The following is a 22007-nucleotide window of genomic DNA, read 5'->3' as shown; positions in this document are numbered from 1 at the left end:
TCTATTGCTAACTGGCTTGTATAACGGAATAGGATGTGACCATGAAAAACCAATCCACATTAATAGCAATCAGCGTAACTGTCGGATTAGCAGGCTGCGTTTCCAGCTCTCAGTCAACGGTAGGTGGCGATACACACTTCCCGGACCTCGAAAGTACCTATCTGAAAGTCGGTGACTTTATCGAACCTGATCACGTACTGCGTATTTCCGAAGGACAGCATAAAGATCAGGTACGGCGACTACTCGGTCATCCTCATTTTAGCGAAGGAATTTTTGACGTGCGCGAATGGGACTATGCCTTTAATTTTTATACTGGTAATGGGAGTGACTACATTACTTGCCAGTACAAATTGCTATTTGACCGCGAGATGCGCGTCACAAGCACGTACTGGCGCGACGCACAATGTCCAGCGCTGTTAGTGCCTATCCAAGTAGAGGAGCTTGCCGCTGAACCACGACAAGAGAAGTTGACGCTATCCGGTGATGTGCTATTTAACTTTGATAGCGATCAATTGACGTTGGAAGGCCGACGTGCGTTAGACCGAGTGGTGGAAGCCTTTCATGGAACAGATCAACCAACAAGTATCTTTGTTGCAGGCTACGCCGACCGTTTCGGTAGTGAGCAATACAACTTGCGGCTGTCCCAGGCAAGGGCAGAAACAGTAGGAAGTTACCTGATCAGTCAAGGTGTTGAACGCTCTAGCCTAAACACGGAAGGAAGGGGAGAGTTAGATCCTATTGTAGTTTGCCCAGGGGAAATGGCCACGCCAAGCATGAAAGAGTGTCTGAAGCCCAATCGAAGAGTGGAGATGACGCTGAAACATGCACACTAAGCAAGTAAGTCAATAGCCCTGTCTCAGAGGTCACGCCCGTGAAGCTCGTGCTTTAATCAGCTTGGGCATTACGGGCATTTTTTTACGTTTCATAAATTTTTTTCAGTGGAAAAACTTAAATGTTTAAAACTGTTTATTAATAAAGGGGCTTTGTATCCCCATAAAAACAGTGTCATGGCAGGTCTTTTTTATGAACAATTGTAAATTAAAAAATAATAGGGAAGATTGACGAGCATTGTTTAAAAAGGTTAATTAAAAGTGACCCCTTTTTTATCATGATTAATTTTGCATAGGTAGCTATTTTTTGTCGGCTAAAACACTATTTTTGATTAAGTTTTTATTTTAATAATCTCATGATTTTTATGAATAATTTTTTTGTCTGCTAGTTTTTTTATAAAGATATGAAGATCTGGGGTCATGAGCGTTTTGCATAACGTTTGCTGAGGTAAGTGTTTAAAAATGTTAATTATAAAATTAAGTAAATTAAAACTCTTGTCAGAGCGGATTGGTTTTGCTGTTTGAATATTAACAATAATAACTGTGTGTTGAGTTAGCGCTTATCTAAGTAAGAGAATGTATCCACTAAATAAATGCCTTGAACGGTATTCGTAAGTCTCTGTGTTTATACACAGAGGTTTAAGAGTATCTGTGGACGCCGTTTGTCTGCCTTGCGTAGTGCTACGAGCATTTTTCACTGCGTGATGGCACTCAACGGTTGCCCAGTCGGAATGATGTTGCCCCAGGTTAGGAGTCCTCCCTGAGCTTCAACATCGCACCGAGATGGCCAAGGGAAAAATTGTGTGAGGCGAAAGCGCCTCCTCATTGAATGGTTAGTGGAGTTCTCAGCAAATGAATAACGTATTTCGCCTAATCTGGAACCGTACTCTTGGCCGGTTGGTGGTGACATCTGAAGCGGCACGTAGCCGCGATAAAGCGGCTACGCGGCAAGGGGTGGTCGGTCAGTTGCCGGTACCGGAAGCCGCCTCTCGTATTCCTGGGCTACTGCAACCAGTCTTTGTTGTTGTGGCACTCGCCGCAGGTTCCCTGGTGCTGGTCGCGCCAGAGGCGCGGGCAGTTGGGTGGGCTGGGGGTACGGATTGCGTTGGCGGTACCAGTAACATCAGGATTGCCATAGGGCAGAATGCCCAAGCCTGCCACGACTGGTCGACGGCCATTGGTGCCGGTGCAATAACAGAGAGGGAAAGGTCTGTCGCCATTGGGTCTAATGCGCGAGTAGCGGTCGAATCTGTTGGAAATCTTAGGGTCATAGAGCAGTTTGCTGACCCACTAAAAAATTCCGTTGCTCAGGATTACATGGATGCTAATGGTGGTAACCAACTTAGCACCTTTGGCGTTGCCATGGGTGATAAGGCGTATACCGAAGGCGGTATTTCTATTGGCAGGCATTCTAAGTCAATTGTTAGAGGTATCGCTATCGGCCACTTGGCCGATAGCGATGATGCGGGCATGGCGCTGGGCAATGCTGCGGTAACGAAAGGAATAGGTGGCCTAGCGGTGAGTTGGGGAGCCGCTGCCATTGGTCGTCATGCCAATGCTATTGGTCGCGTTTCAGTAGCAGAAGGAGAATCTGCTATAGCCTTCGGTACCTCTGCGACGGCGTTAGGTGATCAGGCGATCGCCATTGGCAGTGACAATGATAAATTCTTGAGCTATCAGGACGATCAGCTTAAGAGAACCCAAGCGGAAGGTGCGCGTGCTATTGCACTGGGTGCTCATGCGCAATCGTTGAGTGATGACGCCATCGCTATGGGGACTAAAGCCAGCGCAGAAGGTAACAGTTCCGTAGCTGTTGGCGATGGGGCTAGGGCTGAGGGGGCTGAAGCTATTGCCACAGGTAAGAATGCGTTGGCAGATGGTAACAACGCAATTGCCATTGGCTTCGATAGCTATGCGAAAACAGTTGATCCTGGTGATGGTTTTGGTAACAACTCTACTGTTGCTCTTGGAGGGCAGTCTTACGCAGGTGCTGATCAAGCCCTTGCTTTAGGTTCAAGAGCTCGCGCTACTGGTTCGCAGTCAACCGCGATAGGCAACGATACCAGTGCGTTAGGTAGTGGAGCTGTTGTGATCGGTGGTGATGATCTTATGAGCTATGATGAAGATGGAAACTTCATCGGTGACAATGAGCTAACTCAGTATCTGGCCGATAAAGGCTGGTCCTATCAAGGCGCTCTTGATGACGTTGATCCTCTTACTATGGGAGGCAATGACGGATATCTGAAGTCTCAGGCGAGAAAAACTGGGTCGACAGTGGTGGGTACGTCGTCCATTGGTTATGAAATAGGCTCCACAGTAGTGGGTGCTGCATCTCTGGCTCAAGGAAAATATTCAACAGCTATAGGTGCAATGAACCATGCCGAAGGAGATAGATCGGTTGCCATTGGTACAGCTGCTCACGCAAAAGGAAATCGTTCGGTTGCGATTGGCGATGCTGCTACGGCGAGTTGGAATAAGGTTAGCACCAAAGCACTTGATGGTGCTAGTAATCCAAATGGTTATCAATTAGAAGACGATCTGCCGACTACGGCGGTTGGAGCTGGCTCAAAAGCGCTAGCAGGTACTGCTATTGGTTTCGACGCAGTAGCAGGTGGGCCAGGTGACGTTGATGGGGAAGTGAGTACGGGAACCGCGATTGGTGCAGGTGCACAGGCAACAGGAAACGTATCAATTGCCATTTCCCCAGCTGCTTACGCGCCTGCAATTGCTGATGGGCGTGGTGCCATTGCTCAAGGCTTTGATGCTCGTGCCATGGAGAACGATAGTATTGCATTAGGCAGCTTGGCTGAAGCTCGGGGCGAAAATTCTATTGCGATGGGGCTGTACGCTGATGCGAGCGCCGTAGACACAGTTGCAGTGGGTAATAACGCAGAAGCCTCGGCTACAAATGCAATCGCGATTGGTAAAGACAGTATTGCGTCGGGCGTTGATACCGGCGCCATCGGCCGTGGTGCCGTGGCAACTGGCTCCTGGGCGGTAGGTACTGGTGCGAATGCTAGTAATGGCGGCCAAGCCTTTGGTGAGTTTAGTACTGCAAGCGGTAACAATGCTTCTGCTTATGGCCACACGGCAACTGCAACGGGTGCTTTTTCAAGTGCATTAGGCACTAATTCGACAGCTACAGCTGAACGCGCTATTGCTGTGGGCAATGGTGCGCAGGCAACTCAAGTTGATAATATTTCAGTTGGTACCGACGCATTTACGAACAATGTCGTATCCCCTGCACCTGATGCCAGCCCTTTACTGGGTGGTTCGCAAATTGCAATCGGTACGCGAGCTACTACAGATACTGCAGGTTCAATTGCGATCGGTTATGAAGCTGAAACCGGAGTACAACAAAACTTTGGTATCGCGTTTGGTGGATACGCTAAGGGCACGGGAAATAGTGCAGTGGCTGTTGGCCGTAGAGCTACAGCCTCAGGCCAGAATGCGATTGCAACAGGTATTAATTCAACTGCTTCAGCGTTAGATGCTGCAGCAATTGGTGCACGTTCGGAAGCAGCCGCTCGAGGCGCTATTGCTATGGGGGCCAATGCAACAGCGACCTTGGCAAATAGTGTTGCGCTTGGGGCAAACTCCTTCGCGGACACAGATTCTGGCGTAGCAGGTTACGTTCCTTTCGGCGCAACAGGTACAGACGCTGCCAATATTAGCGGTACTATTGCACAGCAGGCTGCCGTTGATGTGGGTAGCCGACAAATTACTAGTGTTGCTGCTGGCACTGAGCTGGATGACGCGGTTAACGTTAGCCAGTTAATTGCTTCGCAATCTAAGGTTGAAGCAGGTACTAACATTACAGATGTAGCCGTAACGGACAACGCTGACGGCGGCACAACGTATACGGTGAATGCTAACGGTGCATCGGTCAGCGAAGGTTCAACAGCGGTCAGTGTCACACCGGCAGGCCCCGATGCTAACAATGTTACTGACTATGCAGTGGATTTGAGCCAAGCATCCAAAGATAGTCTTGATTTAGCTGATTCATCGTTACAGACAGTTGTCACCCAGATCGATGGGGCAGACGTTAAAACTCTGAGCAAGGATGACAACAACGCCGATTTTATCACAGGCAATAACATTGCACTGACTGCTGAAAATGGCGGCATCAAGATTGCTACCGCAGATGATGTCGAGTTCACCAACGTTGACGTCACTGAAAACTTGAATGTAGCGGGCAATACGACGATTGAAGGTGACACCTTCCTAGGTAACAACTTCAAGGTCGTTAATAACGAAGCTTTCTACGATGGCGCGATCACCGAAGGGAACCACATCACCAACAAGACCTATGTTGATGGCGAAGTGGGCGGGCTAGCGAATACCCCGATCACTTTTGGTGGTGATACTGGCACTACAGACCGTAAGCTAGGTGAGCGTCTGGATATCGTCACCAGCAACGCCAATCTCAGCACTGAAGTAACGGATGAAGAGACCCTTGTTATTGCGCTCAGCGATGACCTGGATGTCAATAATGTCACGATTAATGACTCGCTCACCGTGAATGGCCCTACCTCTCTGAATGGTGGCACCACCATTGGTGACAGCCTGACCTTGCAGGCGGACACGATCGTTAATATGGGTGGCAACCAGATCACCAACGTGGCGGCGGGTACCAACCCGGGTGATGTCGCCAATGTTGGACAACTGACGGAAGTTCAGGAAGGCACAAATACCACGGTAACATCTGTTACCGATGCGGCGACTGGTAAGACAATTTATACCGTTAACGCTATAGGTGGCGATGGTGGTGAATGGATTCTCAGCGCTAACGGCGAAGGTGCTGCTGGTGAGACGATTGCGTCAGGCGACGCTGCTGACTTCCAGGAAGGCAAGAACATTGCCATCACGCGTAATGGCAAGAGCATTAACGTTGCCACCGCTGACGATGTTGAGTTCACTCAGGTAACGATCGGCGATGCCACCAACAATACCATTATCACCAGCACCGCTGATGGTCTGGATGTTGGCGGTGACAAGATCACCAATGTGGCAGATGGTGAAATTAGCGATACTTCCAGTGACGCCGTTAACGGTAGCCAGCTGTTCGCGACCAATCAAAACGTAGACAACAACACGACCAATATCGCCAATAACGCTGGTGATATCGCGAACAACACCACCAATATCACCAACAACACCGATGCTATCAATGACGGTATTAATTTTGATGGTGATAGTGGAACGCCGTTTAATCGCCAACTTGGCGACACTACCAACGTCAAAGGCGGTGCAACGGGCGGTTTGACCGATGGCAACATCGGTGTGGTGGCTGATGGCACTGATACGCTCAATATCAAGCTGGCCGAGACCGTTGATCTGGGTACCAACGGTAGCGTTGTTATGGGCGACACCACCGTTAACAACGATGGCCTGACCATCGTTGGCGGCCCGAGCATCACTAACACTGGCATTGATGCGGGCAACACCACCATCACCAATGTTGCGCCGGGTGTTAACGGCACTGACGCCGTGAACGTTGATCAGCTTACCGACGTTAGTGACGTGGCTAACAAAGGTTGGGATCTCACTGCGAACGGCGAAGCGACCGGCGAGAACATCGCTCCAGGTGAAACTGCTGACTTCAGTGAAGGCCAGAACATTGCCATCACCCGTACGGGTAATAGCATCGAAGTCGCTACTGCAGATGATGTCGAGTTCACCAATGTCGACGTCACCGAGAACCTAAATGTTGCGGGCGATACCTTCCTTGGTGACAACTTCTCGGTGGTCAACAACGAAGTAACTTACGACGGCCCGATTAATAACGATAACTCCGTTGTTAATAAGCAGTATGTCGATGGCATTGAAACTCACTACTACAGCGTTAACGATAACGGCATTCAGCAAGGCAACTATGATAATGACGGCGCGACTGGCATCAACGCCCTGGCGGCGGGTACTAATGCTGTCTCTGATGGCAACTCCTCTGTCGCTGTAGGTGACGGTGCGCGTACAGCAAGCGTTGGTCGAAATCAGGTGTCAGTGGGAGCAAATGCCTTAGCTGGTGGCAATCAATCAATTGCCATTGGCTCAGGAGCGCAAGCTTCAACCGATATGTTTGATGGTGGTGTAGAAGCTGTTGCCATTGGTAATGGTGCTTCCGCGCAGGGTAATAAGAATGTTGCGTTAGGTTCTGGCTCTGTTGCCGATGGCAGCACGCTGAGCACGGCGGCTTACCAGCCACTGGATGTTAATGGCAACCCGGCTGCGGTTGCAGCACCTTCAGCAGATAGTGAGATCTCTGTCGGCAGTGTAGATAATGAGCGTCGTATCACCAACGTTGCCGCTGGTGCAGAAGATACAGATGCAGTCAACGTTAGTCAGTTGAAGGCAGTAAATGATGTTGCCAGCGCTGGGTGGAATGTTCAGACCAATGGTGATGTTGCGACCAATGTGGCACCCAACGCTACCGTTCAGTTCATTGATGGCAAGAACATCGATATCACGCGTACTGGTACTGATATCACGGTTGCTACCGCAGATGATGTCGAGTTCACTAACGTCGACGTCACCGAAAACTTGAATGTAGCGGGCAATACGACGATTGAAGGTGACACCACAGTGAAGGGTGACACCTTCCTGGGTGACGATTTCTCGGTCGTTAACAACGAAGCGATCTACAACGTTGAGCCCGACCAGATCACCAACGACTACCAAGTCACCAATAAGAAGTATGTTGATAACTCGGTCACTGAGCTAGGCGATACGCCGCTGACCTTTGGTGCCAACGAGGGTGACGACACCGATCGCCGCCTGGGTGACCGTCTCGACATCGTCGGTGAAGAAGATGCGGAAGGTGATAGCAACATCATCACCAAGCTCACCGATGAAGAAACTCTCGAACTGGCGCTGAATGACGATCTTAAGATCGGCAACAGCGTAACGGTTGGCGACACCTTCATTGATGGTGACAGCATCACCACCAACAACCTGACGGTGAACGAGAACCTAACCGTTGAGGGCGACACGTTCCTGAACGAGAATCTCACCGTGGCGGGTAACACCACCATCAACGAGAACCTGACGGTTGATGGCGACACGTTCCTAGGTGACGATTTCTCGGTCGTTAACAATGAAGCGATCTACAACGTTGAGCCCGACCAGATCACCAACGACTACCAAGTCACGAATAAGAAGTATGTTGATAACTCAGTGACCGAGCTGGGCGATACGCCGCTGTCCTTTACCGGTGACAGTGGCACCCCGTTCGAGCGTCGTTTGGGTGAGAACACCAATGTGAAAGGTGGTGCTGAAGGCGGCTTAACCGACGGCAACATCGGTGTAGTGGCAGACGGCGAAGACACGCTCAATATCCAGCTGGCCGAGAACATCGACCTGGGTGAAGACGGCAGCCTGACGATCAATGAAACGCTGATTGATGGTGACAGCGTTACCACCAACAACCTGACGGTGAACGAGAACCTGACCGTTGAGGGCGACACGTTCCTGAACGAGAATCTCACCGTGGCGGGTAACACCACCATCAACGAGAACCTGACGGTTGATGGCGACACGTTCCTAGGTGACGATTTCTCGGTCGTTAACAACGAAGCGATCTACAACGTTGAGCCCGACCAGATCACCAACGACTACCAAGTCACGAATAAGAAGTATGTTGATAACTCAGTGACCGAGCTGGGCGATACGCCGCTGTCCTTTACCGGTGACAGTGGCACCCCGTTCGAGCGTCGTTTGGGTGAGAACACCAACGTGAAAGGTGGTGCTGAAGGCGGCTTAACCGATGGCAACATCGGTGTAGTGGCAGACGGCGAAGACACGCTCAACATCCAGCTGGCCGAGAACATCGACCTGGGTGAAGACGGCAGCCTGACGATCAATGAAACGCTGATTGATGGTGACAGCGTTACCACCAACAACGTCACGGTGAATGAGAACCTAACGGTTGCTGGTGATACCACGATTGCAGGCGACACGATCATTGGCGGTAACACCACTATCAGCGAGAATCTAACCGTTGATGGCGACACCTATCTAGGTGACGATTTCTCGGTCGTTAACAACGAAGCGATCTACAACGTTGAGCCCGACCAGATCACCAACGACTACCAAGTCACCAATAAGAAGTATGTTGATAACTCGGTCACTGAGCTAGGCGATACCCCGCTGACCTTTGGTGCCAACGAAGGTGACGACACCGATCGCCGCCTGGGTGACCGTCTCGACATCGTAGGCGAAGAGGATGCTGAGGGTGATAGCAACATCATCACCAAGCTCACCGATGAAGAAACTCTCGAACTGGCGCTGAATGACGATCTCAAGATCGGCAACAGCGTAACGGTTGGCGACACCTTCATTGATGGTGACAGCATCACCACCAACAACATGACGGTGAACGAGAACCTGACTGTTGAGGGCGACACGTTCCTAGGTGACAATTTCTCGGTCGTTAACAACGAAGCGATCTACAACGTTGAGCCCGACCAGATCACCAACGACTACCAAGTCACGAATAAGAAGTATGTTGATAACTCAGTGACCGAGCTGGGCGATACGCCGCTGTCCTTTACCGGTGACAGTGGCACCCCGTTCGAGCGTCGTTTGGGTGAGAACACCAATGTGAAAGGTGGTGCTGAAGGCGGCTTAACCGACGGCAACATCGGTGTAGTGGCAGACGGCGAAGACACGCTCAATATCCAGCTGGCCGAGAACATCGACCTGGGTGAAGACGGCAGCCTGACGATCAATGAAACGCTGATTGATGGTGACAGCGTTACCACCAACAACGTCACGGTGAATGAGAACCTAACGGTTGCTGGTGATACCACGATTGCAGGCGACACGATCATTGGCGGTAACACCACTATCAACGAGAATCTAACCGTTGATGGCGACACCTATCTAGGTGACGATTTCTCGGTCGTTAACAACGAAGCGATCTACAACGTTGAGCCCGACCAGATCACCAACGACTACCAAGTCACCAATAAGAAGTATGTTGATAACTCGGTCACTGAGCTAGGCGATACGCCGCTGACCTTTGGTGCCAACGAGGGTGACGACACCGATCGCCGCCTGGGTGACCGTCTCGACATCGTCGGTGAAGAAGATGCGGAAGGTGATAGCAACATCATCACCAAGCTCACCGATGAAGAAACTCTCGAACTGGCGCTGAATGACGATCTTAAGATCGGCAACAGCGTAACGGTTGGCGACACCTTCATTGATGGTGACAGCATCACCACCAACAACCTGACGGTGAACGAGAACCTAACCGTTGAGGGCGACACGTTCCTGAACGAGAATCTCACCGTGGCGGGTAACACCACCATCAACGAGAACCTGACGGTTGATGGCGACACGTTCCTAGGTGACGATTTCTCGGTCGTTAACAACGAAGCGATCTACAACGTTGAGCCCGACCAGATCACCAACGACTACCAAGTCACGAATAAGAAGTATGTTGATAACTCAGTGACCGAGCTGGGCGATACGCCGCTGTCCTTTACCGGTGACAGTGGCACCCCGTTCGAGCGTCGTTTGGGTGAGAACACCAATGTGAAAGGTGGTGCTGAAGGCGGCTTAACCGATGGCAACATCGGTGTAGTGGCAGACGGCGAAGACACGCTCAACATCCAGCTGGCCGAGAACATCGACCTGGGTGAAGACGGCAGCCTGACGATCAATGAAACGCTGATTGATGGTGACAGCGTTACCACCAACAACGTCACGGTGAATGAGAACCTAACGGTTGCTGGTGATACCACGATTGCAGGCGACACGATCATTGGCGGTAACACCACTATCAACGAGAATCTAACCGTTGATGGCGACACCTATCTAGGTGACGATTTCTCGGTCGTTAACAACGAAGCGATCTACAACGTTGAGCCCGACCAGATCACCAACGACTACCAAGTCACCAATAAGAAGTATGTTGATAACTCGGTCACTGAGCTAGGCGATACGCCGCTGACCTTTGGTGCCAACGAAGGTGACGATACGGATCGTCGTCTGGGTGACCGTCTCGACATCGTAGGCGAACAGGATGCTGAGGGTGATAGCAACATCATCACCAAGATCACTGATGAAGAAACTCTCGAACTGGCGCTGAATGACGATCTTAAGATCGGCAACAGCGTAACGGTTGGCGACACCTTCATTGATGGTGACAGCATCACCACCAACAACATGACGGTGAACGAGAACCTGACGGTTGATGGCGACACGTTCCTAGGTGACGATTTCTCGGTCGTTAACAACGAAGCGATCTACAACGTTGAGCCCGACCAGATCACCAACGACTACCAAGTCACGAATAAGAAGTATGTTGATAACTCAGTGACCGAGCTGGGCGATACGCCGCTGTCCTTTACCGGTGACAGTGGCACTCCGTTCGAGCGTCGTTTGGGTGAGAACACCAACGTGAAAGGTGGTGCTGAAGGCGGCTTAACCGATGGCAACATCGGTGTAGTGGCAGACGGCGAAGACACGCTCAACATCCAGCTGGCCGAGAACATCGACCTGGGTGAAGACGGCAGCCTGACGATCAATGAAACGCTGATTGATGGTGACAGCGTTACCACCAACAACGTCACGGTGAATGAGAACCTAACGGTTGCTGGTGATACCACGATTGCAGGCGACACGATCATTGGCGGTAACACCACCATCAACGAAAACCTGACGGTGGAAGGAACCACGCAGCTGGGCGACAACTTCTTCGTCAACAACGAAGGTAACGTCACCTACAACGGCGACATCACTGAAGATACGCATATCACCAACAAGAGTTACGTTGATAACAGCGTAACTGAGCTAGGCGATACCCCGCTGACCTTTGGTGCCAACGAAGGTGACGACTCTGAGCGCCGCTTGGGTGACCGTCTCGACATCGTAGGCGAAGAAGATGCTGCAGGTGATAGCAACATCATCACCAAGCTCACCGATGAAGAAACTCTCGAACTGGCGCTGAATGACGATCTTAAGATCGGCAACAGCGTAACGGTGGGCGACACCTTCATTGATGGTGACAGCGTTACTACCAACAACCTGACGGTGAACGAGAACCTGACCGTTGAGGGCGACACGTTCCTGAACGAGAATCTCACAGTGGCGGGTAACACCACCATCAACGAGAACCTGACGGTTGATGGCGACACGTTCCTAGGTGACGATTTCTCGGTCGTTAACAACGAAGCGATCTACAACGTTGAGCCCGACCAGATCACCAACGACTACCAAGTCACCAATAAGAAGTATGTTGATAACTCGGTCACTGAGCTAGGCGATACCCCGCTGACCTTTGGTGCCAACGAGGGTGACGACACCGATCGCCGCCTGGGTGACCGTCTCGACATCGTAGGCGAACAGGATGCTGAGGGTGATAGCAACATCATCACCAAGCTCACCGATGAAGAAACTCTCGAACTGGCGCTGAATGACGATCTCAAGATCGGCAACAGCGTAACGGTTGGCGACACCTTCATTGATGGTGACAGCATCACCACCAACAACATGACGGTGAACGAGAACCTGACTGTTGAGGGCGACACGTTCCTGAACGAGAACCTCACAGTGGCGGGTAACACCACCATCAACGAGAACCTAACCGTTGATGGCGACACGTTCCTAGGTGACAATTTCTCGGTCGTTAACAACGAAGCGATCTACAACGTTGAGCCCGACCAGATCACCAACGACTACCAAGTCACGAATAAGAAGTATGTTGATAACTCAGTGACCGAGCTGGGCGATACGCCGCTGTCCTTTACCGGTGACAGTGGCACCCCGTTCGAGCGTCGTTTGGGTGAGAACACCAATGTGAAAGGTGGTGCTGAAGGCGGCTTAACCGACGGCAACATCGGTGTAGTGGCAGACGGCGAAGACACGCTCAATATCCAGCTGGCCGAGAACATCGACCTGGGTGAAGACGGCAGCCTGACGATCAATGAAACGCTGATTGATGGTGACAGCGTTACCACCAACAACCTGACGGTGAACGAGAACCTGACCGTTGAGGGCGACACGTTCCTGAACGAGAATCTCACAGTGGCGGGTAACACCACCATCAACGAGAACCTGACGGTTGATGGCGACACGTTCCTAGGTGACGATTTCTCGGTCGTTAACAACGAAGCGATCTACAACGTTGAGCCCGACCAGATCACCAACGACTACCAAGTCACGAATAAGAAGTATGTTGATAACTCAGTGACCGAGCTGGGCGATACGCCGCTGTCCTTTACCGGTGACAGTGGCACCCCGTTCGAGCGTCGTTTGGGTGAGAACACCAACGTGAAAGGTGGTGCTGAAGGCGGCTTAACCGATGGCAACATCGGTGTAGTGGCAGACGGCGAAGACACGCTCAACATCCAGCTGGCCGAGAACATCGACCTGGGTGAAGACGGCAGCCTGACGATCAATGAAACGCTGATTGATGGTGACAGCGTTACCACCAACAACGTCACGGTGAATGAGAACCTAACGGTTGCTGGTGATACCACGATTGCAGGCGACACGATCATTGGCGGCAACACCACTATCAACGAGAATCTAACCGTTGATGGCGACACCTATCTAGGTGACGATTTCTCGGTCGTTAACAACGAAGCGATCTACAACGTTGAGCCCGACCAGATCACCAACGACTACCAAGTCACCAATAAGAAGTATGTTGATAACTCGGTCACTGAGCTAGGCGATACCCCGCTGACCTTTGGTGCCAACGAAGGTGACGATACGGATCGTCGTCTGGGTGACCGTCTCGACATCGTAGGCGAACAGGATGCTGAGGGTGATAGCAACATCATCACCAAGATCACTGATGAAGAAACTCTCGAACTGGCGCTGAATGACGATCTTAAGATCGGCAACAGCGTAACGGTTGGCGACACCTTCATTGATGGTGACAGCATCACCACCAACAACCTGACGGTGAACGAGAACCTCACAGTGGCGGGTAACACCACCATCAACGAGAACCTGACGGTTGATGGCGACACGTTCCTAGGTGACGATTTCTCGGTCGTTAACAACGAAGCGATCTACAACGTTGAGCCCGACCAGATCACCAACGACTACCAAGTCACCAATAAGAAGTATGTTGATAACTCGGTCACTGAGCTAGGCGATACCCCGCTGACCTTTGGTGCCAACGAAGGTGACGACTCTGAGCGCCGCTTGGGTGACCGTCTCGACATCGTAGGCGAAGAAGATGCTGCAGGTGATAGCAACATCATCACCAAGCTCACCGATGAAGAAACTCTCGAACTGGCGCTGAATGACGATCTTAAGATCGGCAACAGCGTAACGGTGGGCGACACCTTCATTGATGGTGACAGCGTTACTACCAACAACCTGACGGTGAACGAGAACTTAACCGTTGAAGGCGAGACACGTCTGGGTGAGAACTTCTTCGTAACCAACGAAGGTAATGTCACCTACGACGGCGATATCACCGAAGGCAACCACATCACCAACAAGAGCTATGTTGATAACAGCGTCACTGAGTTGGGCGATACCCCGCTGACCTTCGCTGGCGACAGCGGCGAGTCCTTCGAGCGTCGCCTAGGTGAACAGACCAACGTGAAAGGTGGTGCTGAAGGTGGCCTGACCGAAGGTAACATCGGCGTGGTGGCAGATGGTGAAGACACGCTCAACATCCAGCTGGCCGAGAACATCGACCTGGGTGAAGACGGCAGCCTGACGATCAACGAAACGCTGATCGACGGTAACCAAGTCACCACCAATAACGTCACGGTGAATGAGACCCTGACTGTTGAAGGTGACACGTTCCTGAACGAGAACCTGACGGTTGCTGGTAACACCACCATCAACGAAAACCTGACGGTGGAAGGAACCACGCAGCTGGGCGACAACTTCTTCGTCAACAACGAAGGTAACGTCACCTACAACGGCGACATCACCGAAAATACGCATATCACCAACAAGAGTTACGTTGATAACAGCGTAACTGAGCTAGGCGATACCCCGCTGACCTTTGGTGCCAACGAAGGTGACGACTCTGAGCGCCGCTTGGGTGACCGTCTCGACATCGTAGGCGAAGAAGATGCTGCAGGTGATAGCAACATCATCACCAAGCTCACCGATGAAGAAACTCTCGAACTGGCGCTGAATGACGATCTTAAGATCGGCAACAGCGTAACGGTGGGCGACACCTTCATTGATGGTGACAGCGTTACTACCAACAACCTGACGGTGAACGAGAACTTAACCGTTGAAGGCGAGACACGTTTGGGTGAGAACTTCTTCGTAACCAACGAAGGTAATGTCACCTACGACGGCGATATCACCGAAGGCAACCACATCACCAACAAGAGCTACGTTGATAACAGCGTCACTGAGTTGGGCGATACCCCGCTGACCTTCGCTGGCGACAGCGGCGAGTCCTTCGAGCGTCGCCTAGGTGAGCAGACCAACGTGAAAGGTGGTGCTGAAGGCGGCTTAACCGACGGCAACATCGGTGTGGTGGCAGATGGTGAAGACACGCTCAACATCCAGCTGGCCGAGAACATCGACCTGGGTGAAGACGGCAGCCTGACGATTAACGAAACGCTGATTGATGGTGACAGCGTTACCACCAATAACGTCACGGTGAATGAGACCCTGACTGTTGAAGGTGACACGTTCCTGAACGAGAACCTGACGGTTGCTGGTAACACCACCATCAACGAAAACCTGACGGTGGAAGGCACCACGCAGCTGGGCGACAACTTCTTCGTCAACAACGAAGGTAACGTCACCTATAACGGCGACATCACCGAAGATACGCATATCACCAACAAGAGTTACGTTGATAACAGCGTAACTGAGCTAGGCGATACCCCGCTGACCTTTGGTGCCAACGAAGGTGACGATACGGATCGTCGTCTGGGTGACCGTCTCGACATCGTCGGTGAAGAAGATGCGGAAGGTGATAGCAACATCATCACCAAGCTCACCGATGAAGAAACTCTCGAACTGGCGCTGAATGACGATCTCAAGATCGGCAACAGCGTAACGGTGGGCGACACCTTCATTGATGGTGACAGCGTCACTACCAACAACATGACGGTGAACGAGAACCTGACGGTACAAGGCGAGACCCGCCTGGGTGACAACTTCTTCGTCAACAACGAAGGTAATGTCACCTACGACGGCGATATCACCGAAGACAACCACATCACCAATAAGAGCTATGTTGATAACTCGGTTAACGAAGTTACCAATACGCCGCTAACGTTTGGTGCCAACGAGGGTGATGACACTGAACGCCGTCTGGGTGACCGTCTAGACATCTTGGGAGAAACTGATGAGGAAGGTAACAGCAACATTATCACCAAGCTGACTGATGATGAAACGCTGGAACTGGCCCTGAATGATAATCTTAAAATCGTCAACAGCATTACCGTAGGTGAAGGTGGCCCGACTATTAGCGGTGACGGTATCGACATGGGTGATAACAAAATCACCAATGTGACTGATGGTGACGTATCCGCAGATAGTAAAGATGCTATTAATGGCTCGCAGCTTTATCAATTGGAAAGCATTGTTACTAACGTTACTGGCGACGTTAGTAATGAATATGTGACCAATAATGGCCGTGGCATTCGTTATGTGCGCACTAACGACAGTGGCCTAACTGTGAGTGATGCCTTTGCTCAAGGGCAAGGCTCCACCGCTGTTGGCTACGAAGCCGTCGCTTCGGCAGATCGTGCATTGGCGATGGGGTACGACGCGATTGCTTCACATCAAGGCAGCGTTGCGCTAGGGGAAGGCGCCCGTACTGCCGCTGCGGTTGGTACCGCTTCGGTAGAGATCGCGGGTCAAACCTACCAGTTTGCGGGGGCTTCTCCGGTCGCCACCGTTAGCGTTGGTAGCGTCGGGGCTGAACGTACGGTGACGAACGTCGCAGCAGGCCGAATTTCGGCAGAGAGTACCGATGCGATTAACGGCAGCCAATTGTATGCCACCAACCAAGCGGTCGGTGCGTTAGACAACCGCGTCACCACTGTTGAAGGCGATATCAGCAATATCACCAACGATCTGGCAAACCTGGATGACCGTGCGGTGAAATATGACCGCAACGACGATGGCAGTGTTGATTACAACACCATTACCCTGGAAGGCGATGGCGGCACGAAGATCACCAACGTTGCCCCCGGTGATATTGCGCAAAATAGCTCGGATGCCGTGAACGGTAGCCAGCTATGGGATGTGCAGAACCAAATCACCAACATTGAACAAGGGGGCTCCAAGTACTTCCGCGCCAATAGCGACGGCCCTGCCGCAGACCCACAAGGTGCTGACAGCATCGCCATGGGGCCAAGCAGCGTTGCGGCAGGCGATCGAAGCGTAGCGTCAGGTGCCGGTGCCCAAGCAACGGCTGACGGCAGCGTTGCCCTTGGTGCGGATTCTGTTGCTGACCGTGAAGGCATGAACGGTGAACGTGAGCGCTTCTCCAACGAATCTGTTGCTTCCACACAGGGTGCTGTTTCTGTGGGTAGTGAAGGGAATGAGCGTCAGATCACCAACGTGGCAGGCGGTACCCAAGCCACTGATGCGGTTAACGTTCGTCAGTTGGATGCGGTTCAGCGCGGCGCGGTGAACTATGACCGTGATGAAGACGGCAATGTTGACTACAGCACCATCACCCTGAAAGGCGATGAAGGTACCACCATCACCAATGTGGCGCCTGGCATCAATGCTGACGATGCCGTCAACGTGGGGCAGTTGAATGATCTTGGCCGTCGCTTTGAAAACGAGATTGTCAACGTGCATGGCCGTATCGACAGCGTTGAGCGCAATGCCAATGCTGGCTCTGCCAGTGCCATCGCCGCCTCCACGGTGCCACAAGCCTGGATGCCCGGTAAGAGCATGGTCGGTGTGGGGGCTGGTACCTATGGTGGTGAGTCGGCGGTATCGGTGGGGATCTCGCGTCTGTCCGACAATGGCCGCTGGGTTATCCAAGGTAAGGTGACGGGCGACTCGCAAAGCAACTTCGGCGCAGGTATTGGCGCTGGCTGGCACTGGTAAAGGAGAACGACGTGAACAACCGTAGCAATCGCATGATGACCAAGGCGGCCCTCGGGGCCGCCAGTATCGCCGCCGTTCTCGTTTTGACGGGCTGCGCTAGCCCACCTAATAACGACCGAACCGAATTGCGTGACGCCGGAGATGGCTTTCCAGCACTAGCGGGTAACTGGTATGACGGCGGCAAGTTTGTTGATCCTGAAAACATTTTACGTATTCAGGAAAGCCAGACGAAGGACCAAGTACGCCAGTTGATTGGAAATCCCCATTATTCGGAAGGGTTCTTTGGCGTTCGAGAGTGGAACTATGTGTTCAACTTGTACACGGGTAACGGCAATGAGTACATCACCTGCCAATACCAAGTGCATTATGACGATGAGATGGCGTTAGAAAGCACGCGTTGGCGAGACGTACAGTGTCCAGCACTGCTAGTGCCAATTGAAGTAGAGGAGATTGCTGCTGAGCCGCGCGCGGAGAAGCTAACCTTATCAGGCGATGTGTTGTTTGATTTTGATAGTGACACGCTAACGTTAGAGGGGCGTCGTGCCGTTGACCAGGTAACTCAAACGATCACAAATGACTTTGTAAGCCCAAGTGTGTTGATAATCGGTTATACAGATCGCTTTGGTAGCGAGGCTTATAACCTAGCGTTGTCAAACTCTCGTGCTGAAACGGTAGGTGCCCGTATGGCGAATCAAGGAATTAGCCGGTCAAATATTATGACTGCTGGACGTGGTATGGCTGACCCTGTTGTTGAGTGCCCAGGAGTAAGTGCAACACCCAGTGTCACTGAGTGTTTGAGGCCTAATAGGAGAGTAGAAATCACGGTTACTGAGACAACTCACTAGTTGCTTATATAGTCAGCTAGTACTAAAGATAACTATTAACAGTAGGGGTATAGTGTTATCCCTACTTTTTAAAACTAAAAATTAGGAACTTGAATAATGAAATATGTTGGCTATATCACTACGTTCGTTGCTGCAGTCGCGGTAGCAGTTGGTCTATCTGTATTCAGTATGGGGGTGATGGCGGAACAGCAAGAGGAGCCAGCTAAGAGGTCTGTGGATCAAGGCTCGGTATGTGTGGCGGCAAGTGACGAACAAGCACTAGGGTGCCCCGAAGGCGGTATGTTTCTGGCACGTTTGGCTATAAATGAAAGTGACTTGCAAAACGCGCTAATACTTGAAAACCGTGTGCTTAATACCATGGCTCTTTACTGCGATACAAACTTTGAAATTCAACATACGCGCACAGGTGTGCTTTGTGTGCTGACTCATGAGCGTATTGGAACGCCAGCTGAAGATGGTAACGCTATTGAAGCAGCTGAAGAAGAAATAGTCGAAGAAGATTCCTAACGTAGTGTTGAGATTATTACTCTTATTATTTGACGATAATTTACATTGATTGAGAGGTAATTTCTGATGAGCAAGCCGCGCACGTCAGGTTCAGTAAAAAGTAGAGCGACTAGTACTAGTAAAAGTGAAGCCAACAAAAGCGAAAAACAAGTGACTGCTAATGAGAGCGAATCAGCAGTGGCTGTTGGCGAACAAGCATCGCAGCCAACTGTCACGATAGATGGTAAAGAGTATACGCTTGAAAGCCTGGGACAGCAGGGACGCGAACAGCTTCAGAACCTGCGAGTAACTGATCAAGAACTACAGCGTTTACAAGATCAATTGGCGATTACACAAACTGCCCGTAATACTTATGCACGTATATTGGCAGAAGTGACTAAGTCGGTAACGCCAGTGAAGTAATCTCGCAAGCTGTGTGAGATTGCTCAATTTTGTTGAACGCCCGGTAGACGAGAGTCTATCGGGCTTTTGTGAAGGAAGGCCTGAATATGAGGATGCTACCCTGGTTGAGCCTTATTATTGTCGGGATTAGCACGCTAGCCAGTGCGGATTATGAGGCAGGGCTTGACGAATACCAGCGTGGTCATTATGCCTCCGCTATTCATGAGTGGCGTACGGCTGCAGAACGAGGTAATTCGGATTCTCAGTTTGCACTAGGAATGATGTTCGAGCGCGGCCAAGGCGTTAGTGCCAGCTTAGATGAAGCCTACAAATGGTATCGACTTGCGGCGGATAATGGACTCGCAGATGCTCAGGTTAGACTGGCTGAACTTTATCTTCTTGAACGTCTTGATGGCGACTCAGGATCAGCCGCGCAATGGTTTGAGAGGGCTGCCGAGGCAGGCAATGCTGCTGCGCAATTTCAATTAGGTTTATTGTATTTAGAAGGCGAGGGTGTCGATGAAAATGCTGAGCTGGCTGCTAGATGGTTTGAGTTGGCTGCTGAGCAGGGGCACGTGGCAGCTCAGAACAATATCGGAAGCCTTTACGAAACAGGTCGTGGAGTAGAGCAAAGTTATAACCGTGCGTTTGAGTGGTATGAGCGTGCTGCGAAGCAAAATGATCCGTTCGCGCAAAATAATTTAGGTGCAATGCATGCTAGGGGGCACGGGGTTGAGCGTAACCATGCTTGGGCTGTTTTTTGGTTCGTTATGGCTGCCCAAGGTGGCAATGACCTAGCAAAAGAAAATATTAATGCCAGCTTGTCTAATCTTGAAGAAAAGCAAATTGCTGGAACGCGCGTCAATATTCGCGCTGGAGCAAGTACAGATTTTGAACGTATTGCATCATTGACAAAAGGCACCACTGTTTACGTGCTAGGGAGCATGGATGGGTGGAGCCAAATCTACTTCCAACAGGACAATGCTCCCGCTTTAGGTTGGATATCCAATACGCTAATTGAATGAATTATTAATGAATAGTTAGTGTTATTTGAACAATACATTGCTGAGCGTGCCTATGCGTATCAAAGTTGGTGGCGTTATGAATAAAAGAAGCAGCGGGAGTAATCTGAAGGCTAAGTCGCTATTGCAACGTTTTTTAGGCGTTTTTGTTGGAGGTGTGTTTTTACTGACTTGCGGGCTTTCCTACGCATCTGATACGCACCATCAAGTGATGCCAGGCGATACGCTTTGGGATATTTCAGAATATTATTATGGAACTCCTGACGAATGGCCTGCTTTGCAGCAATTGAATGCGATCACTGATCCCTTCAAGCTTCAGCCCGATACCATGGTGGACCTGAGTGCTTTCGATCCTTTTCCATTGACAGTTTTGTACCGCACGGGAGAGGTATGGTTAGTTGAAGAGAACGGAGATAACCTTTTAGAAAGTGGCAACACCATTGAGGCTGATTCCGTTATTCAAACTGGCCCTGGCTCTGTTCTGACCGTGCAAATGCGCGATGGGGCTAGGGCGGTGGTGCCCTCTAATTCACGCATTGTATTAAAGCGTGAAGGGGAGAGGGGGATCACGTTTCAATTAGAGCAAGGAGAGATAGAGTCTTACGTACCTTCAAATCGGATGCGCAGGCGAGCATACAATATAGAAACAAATACGGGCGTGCTCGGTGTGCGTGGTACTCACTTTCGGGCAAGCTATTCAGATGAAATATTGCTAACGTCGGTTTATGAAGGGAATGTCGTTGCTCAAAACCGAATGGATACTATAGAAGCCTCGATAAGTGAAGGTGAGGGCGCACGTATTGATGAAGCGGGTGGCATTCAAGTCGTCCAGCTATTGCCACCACCAAAGGGTGTGGATATCACTTCGCTGTCAAATGAGGCCATACAAATAGATATTTTGCCTCCTATGCAGGGGCAGGCTTACAGAGCACAAATAGCAAGTGATCCAAACTTTTTAACGGTAATACGTGATCAACGATCTGAGAACAGACAAATACAGTTCGACCCACTTGCTTCGGGGTTCTATCATTTGCGAATAGCCGCTATAGATGAGTTTGGTATTGAGGGTGATAGCGCTATTTTCGTTATTCATCATCATGGTAATCGAGTATCCGTTAAGCAGGAAGAAGGCTCCTGGATATTCGAGTGGCTCCATAGATCACGAATAAACTACCGTTTGCAATTAGCAGCTGATCAGGAATTTACAAAAGTTTTATTGGATTATGAACCTCAAAATAACGGTCCTTTGAGGGTGAGTCGTCTGCCTGGCAACGAAATATTCTGGCGTGTAGTCAGTTTGGATGAACGTACAGATATGACGGTTGTTCTCGACACTGGAACACTAAATGACTCAGGGCAGTAGCCTTTCTAGAGCATTGCACCGACGGTTTGTGATGACATGGTGT

At 50.8% G+C, this 22007-nt stretch carries 7 protein-coding genes; all 7 read left to right on the top strand.

Annotated elements, in window-relative coordinates; translation table 11 throughout:
* Positions 1-41: 41 nt before the first annotated feature.
* Positions 42-833 (top strand): OmpA family protein, encoded by a 792-nt coding sequence (locus tag B6A39_RS14980; RefSeq protein WP_083006958.1) that lies wholly within the window; start codon positions 42-44, stop codon positions 831-833.
* Between the two features lie 849 nt (positions 834-1682).
* Positions 1683-17846, top strand: a complete 16164-nt coding sequence (locus B6A39_RS14975; RefSeq protein ID WP_083006956.1) for a YadA-like family protein — start codon at positions 1683-1685, stop codon at positions 17844-17846.
* 11 nt (positions 17847-17857) lie between these two features.
* Positions 17858-18691 carry an OmpA family protein gene (locus tag B6A39_RS14970; RefSeq protein ID WP_083006954.1) on the top strand — a complete coding sequence of 278 codons (834 nt, stop codon included), beginning with the start codon at positions 17858-17860 and terminating at the stop codon, positions 18689-18691.
* Between the two features lie 96 nt (positions 18692-18787).
* Positions 18788-19198: a hypothetical protein gene (locus tag B6A39_RS14965; protein ID WP_083006953.1), complete on the top strand. Its 411-nt coding sequence runs from the start codon at positions 18788-18790 to the stop codon at positions 19196-19198.
* 66 nt (positions 19199-19264) lie between these two features.
* A complete protein-coding gene (locus B6A39_RS14960; RefSeq protein ID WP_232318721.1) occupies positions 19265-19600 on the top strand; it encodes a DUF6447 family protein in 336 nt (111 codons plus the stop codon).
* 86 nt (positions 19601-19686) lie between these two features.
* Entirely contained in the window at positions 19687-20604 is a 918-nt protein-coding gene (locus B6A39_RS14955; RefSeq protein ID WP_083006951.1) for an SH3 domain-containing protein, read from the top strand.
* Between the two features lie 52 nt (positions 20605-20656).
* Positions 20657-21964, top strand: a complete 1308-nt coding sequence (locus tag B6A39_RS14950) for a FecR domain-containing protein (RefSeq protein ID WP_083006949.1) — start codon at positions 20657-20659, stop codon at positions 21962-21964.
* Positions 21965-22007 lie beyond the last annotated feature (43 nt).

Source organism: Halomonas sp. GT (assembly GCF_002082565.1).
Taxonomy (GTDB): Bacteria; Pseudomonadota; Gammaproteobacteria; order Pseudomonadales; family Halomonadaceae; genus Vreelandella.
This window is presented reverse-complemented; position numbering and strand designations above follow the sequence as displayed.

Bases quoted from the DNA above. Each gene is read 5' to 3' on its own strand.
- B6A39_RS14975 (WP_083006956.1), top strand. From the start codon at position 1,683: ATGAATAACGTATTTCGCCTAATCTGGAACCGTACTCTTGGCCGGTTG.
- B6A39_RS14965 (WP_083006953.1), top strand. From the start codon at position 18,788: ATGAAATATGTTGGCTATATCACTACGTTCGTTGCTGCAGTCGCGGTA.
- B6A39_RS14980 (WP_083006958.1), top strand. From the start codon at position 42: ATGAAAAACCAATCCACATTAATAGCAATCAGCGTAACTGTCGGATTA.
- B6A39_RS14960 (WP_232318721.1), top strand. From the start codon at position 19,265: ATGAGCAAGCCGCGCACGTCAGGTTCAGTAAAAAGTAGAGCGACTAGT.
- B6A39_RS14950 (WP_083006949.1), top strand. From the start codon at position 20,657: ATGCGTATCAAAGTTGGTGGCGTTATGAATAAAAGAAGCAGCGGGAGT.
- B6A39_RS14955 (WP_083006951.1), top strand. From the start codon at position 19,687: ATGAGGATGCTACCCTGGTTGAGCCTTATTATTGTCGGGATTAGCACG.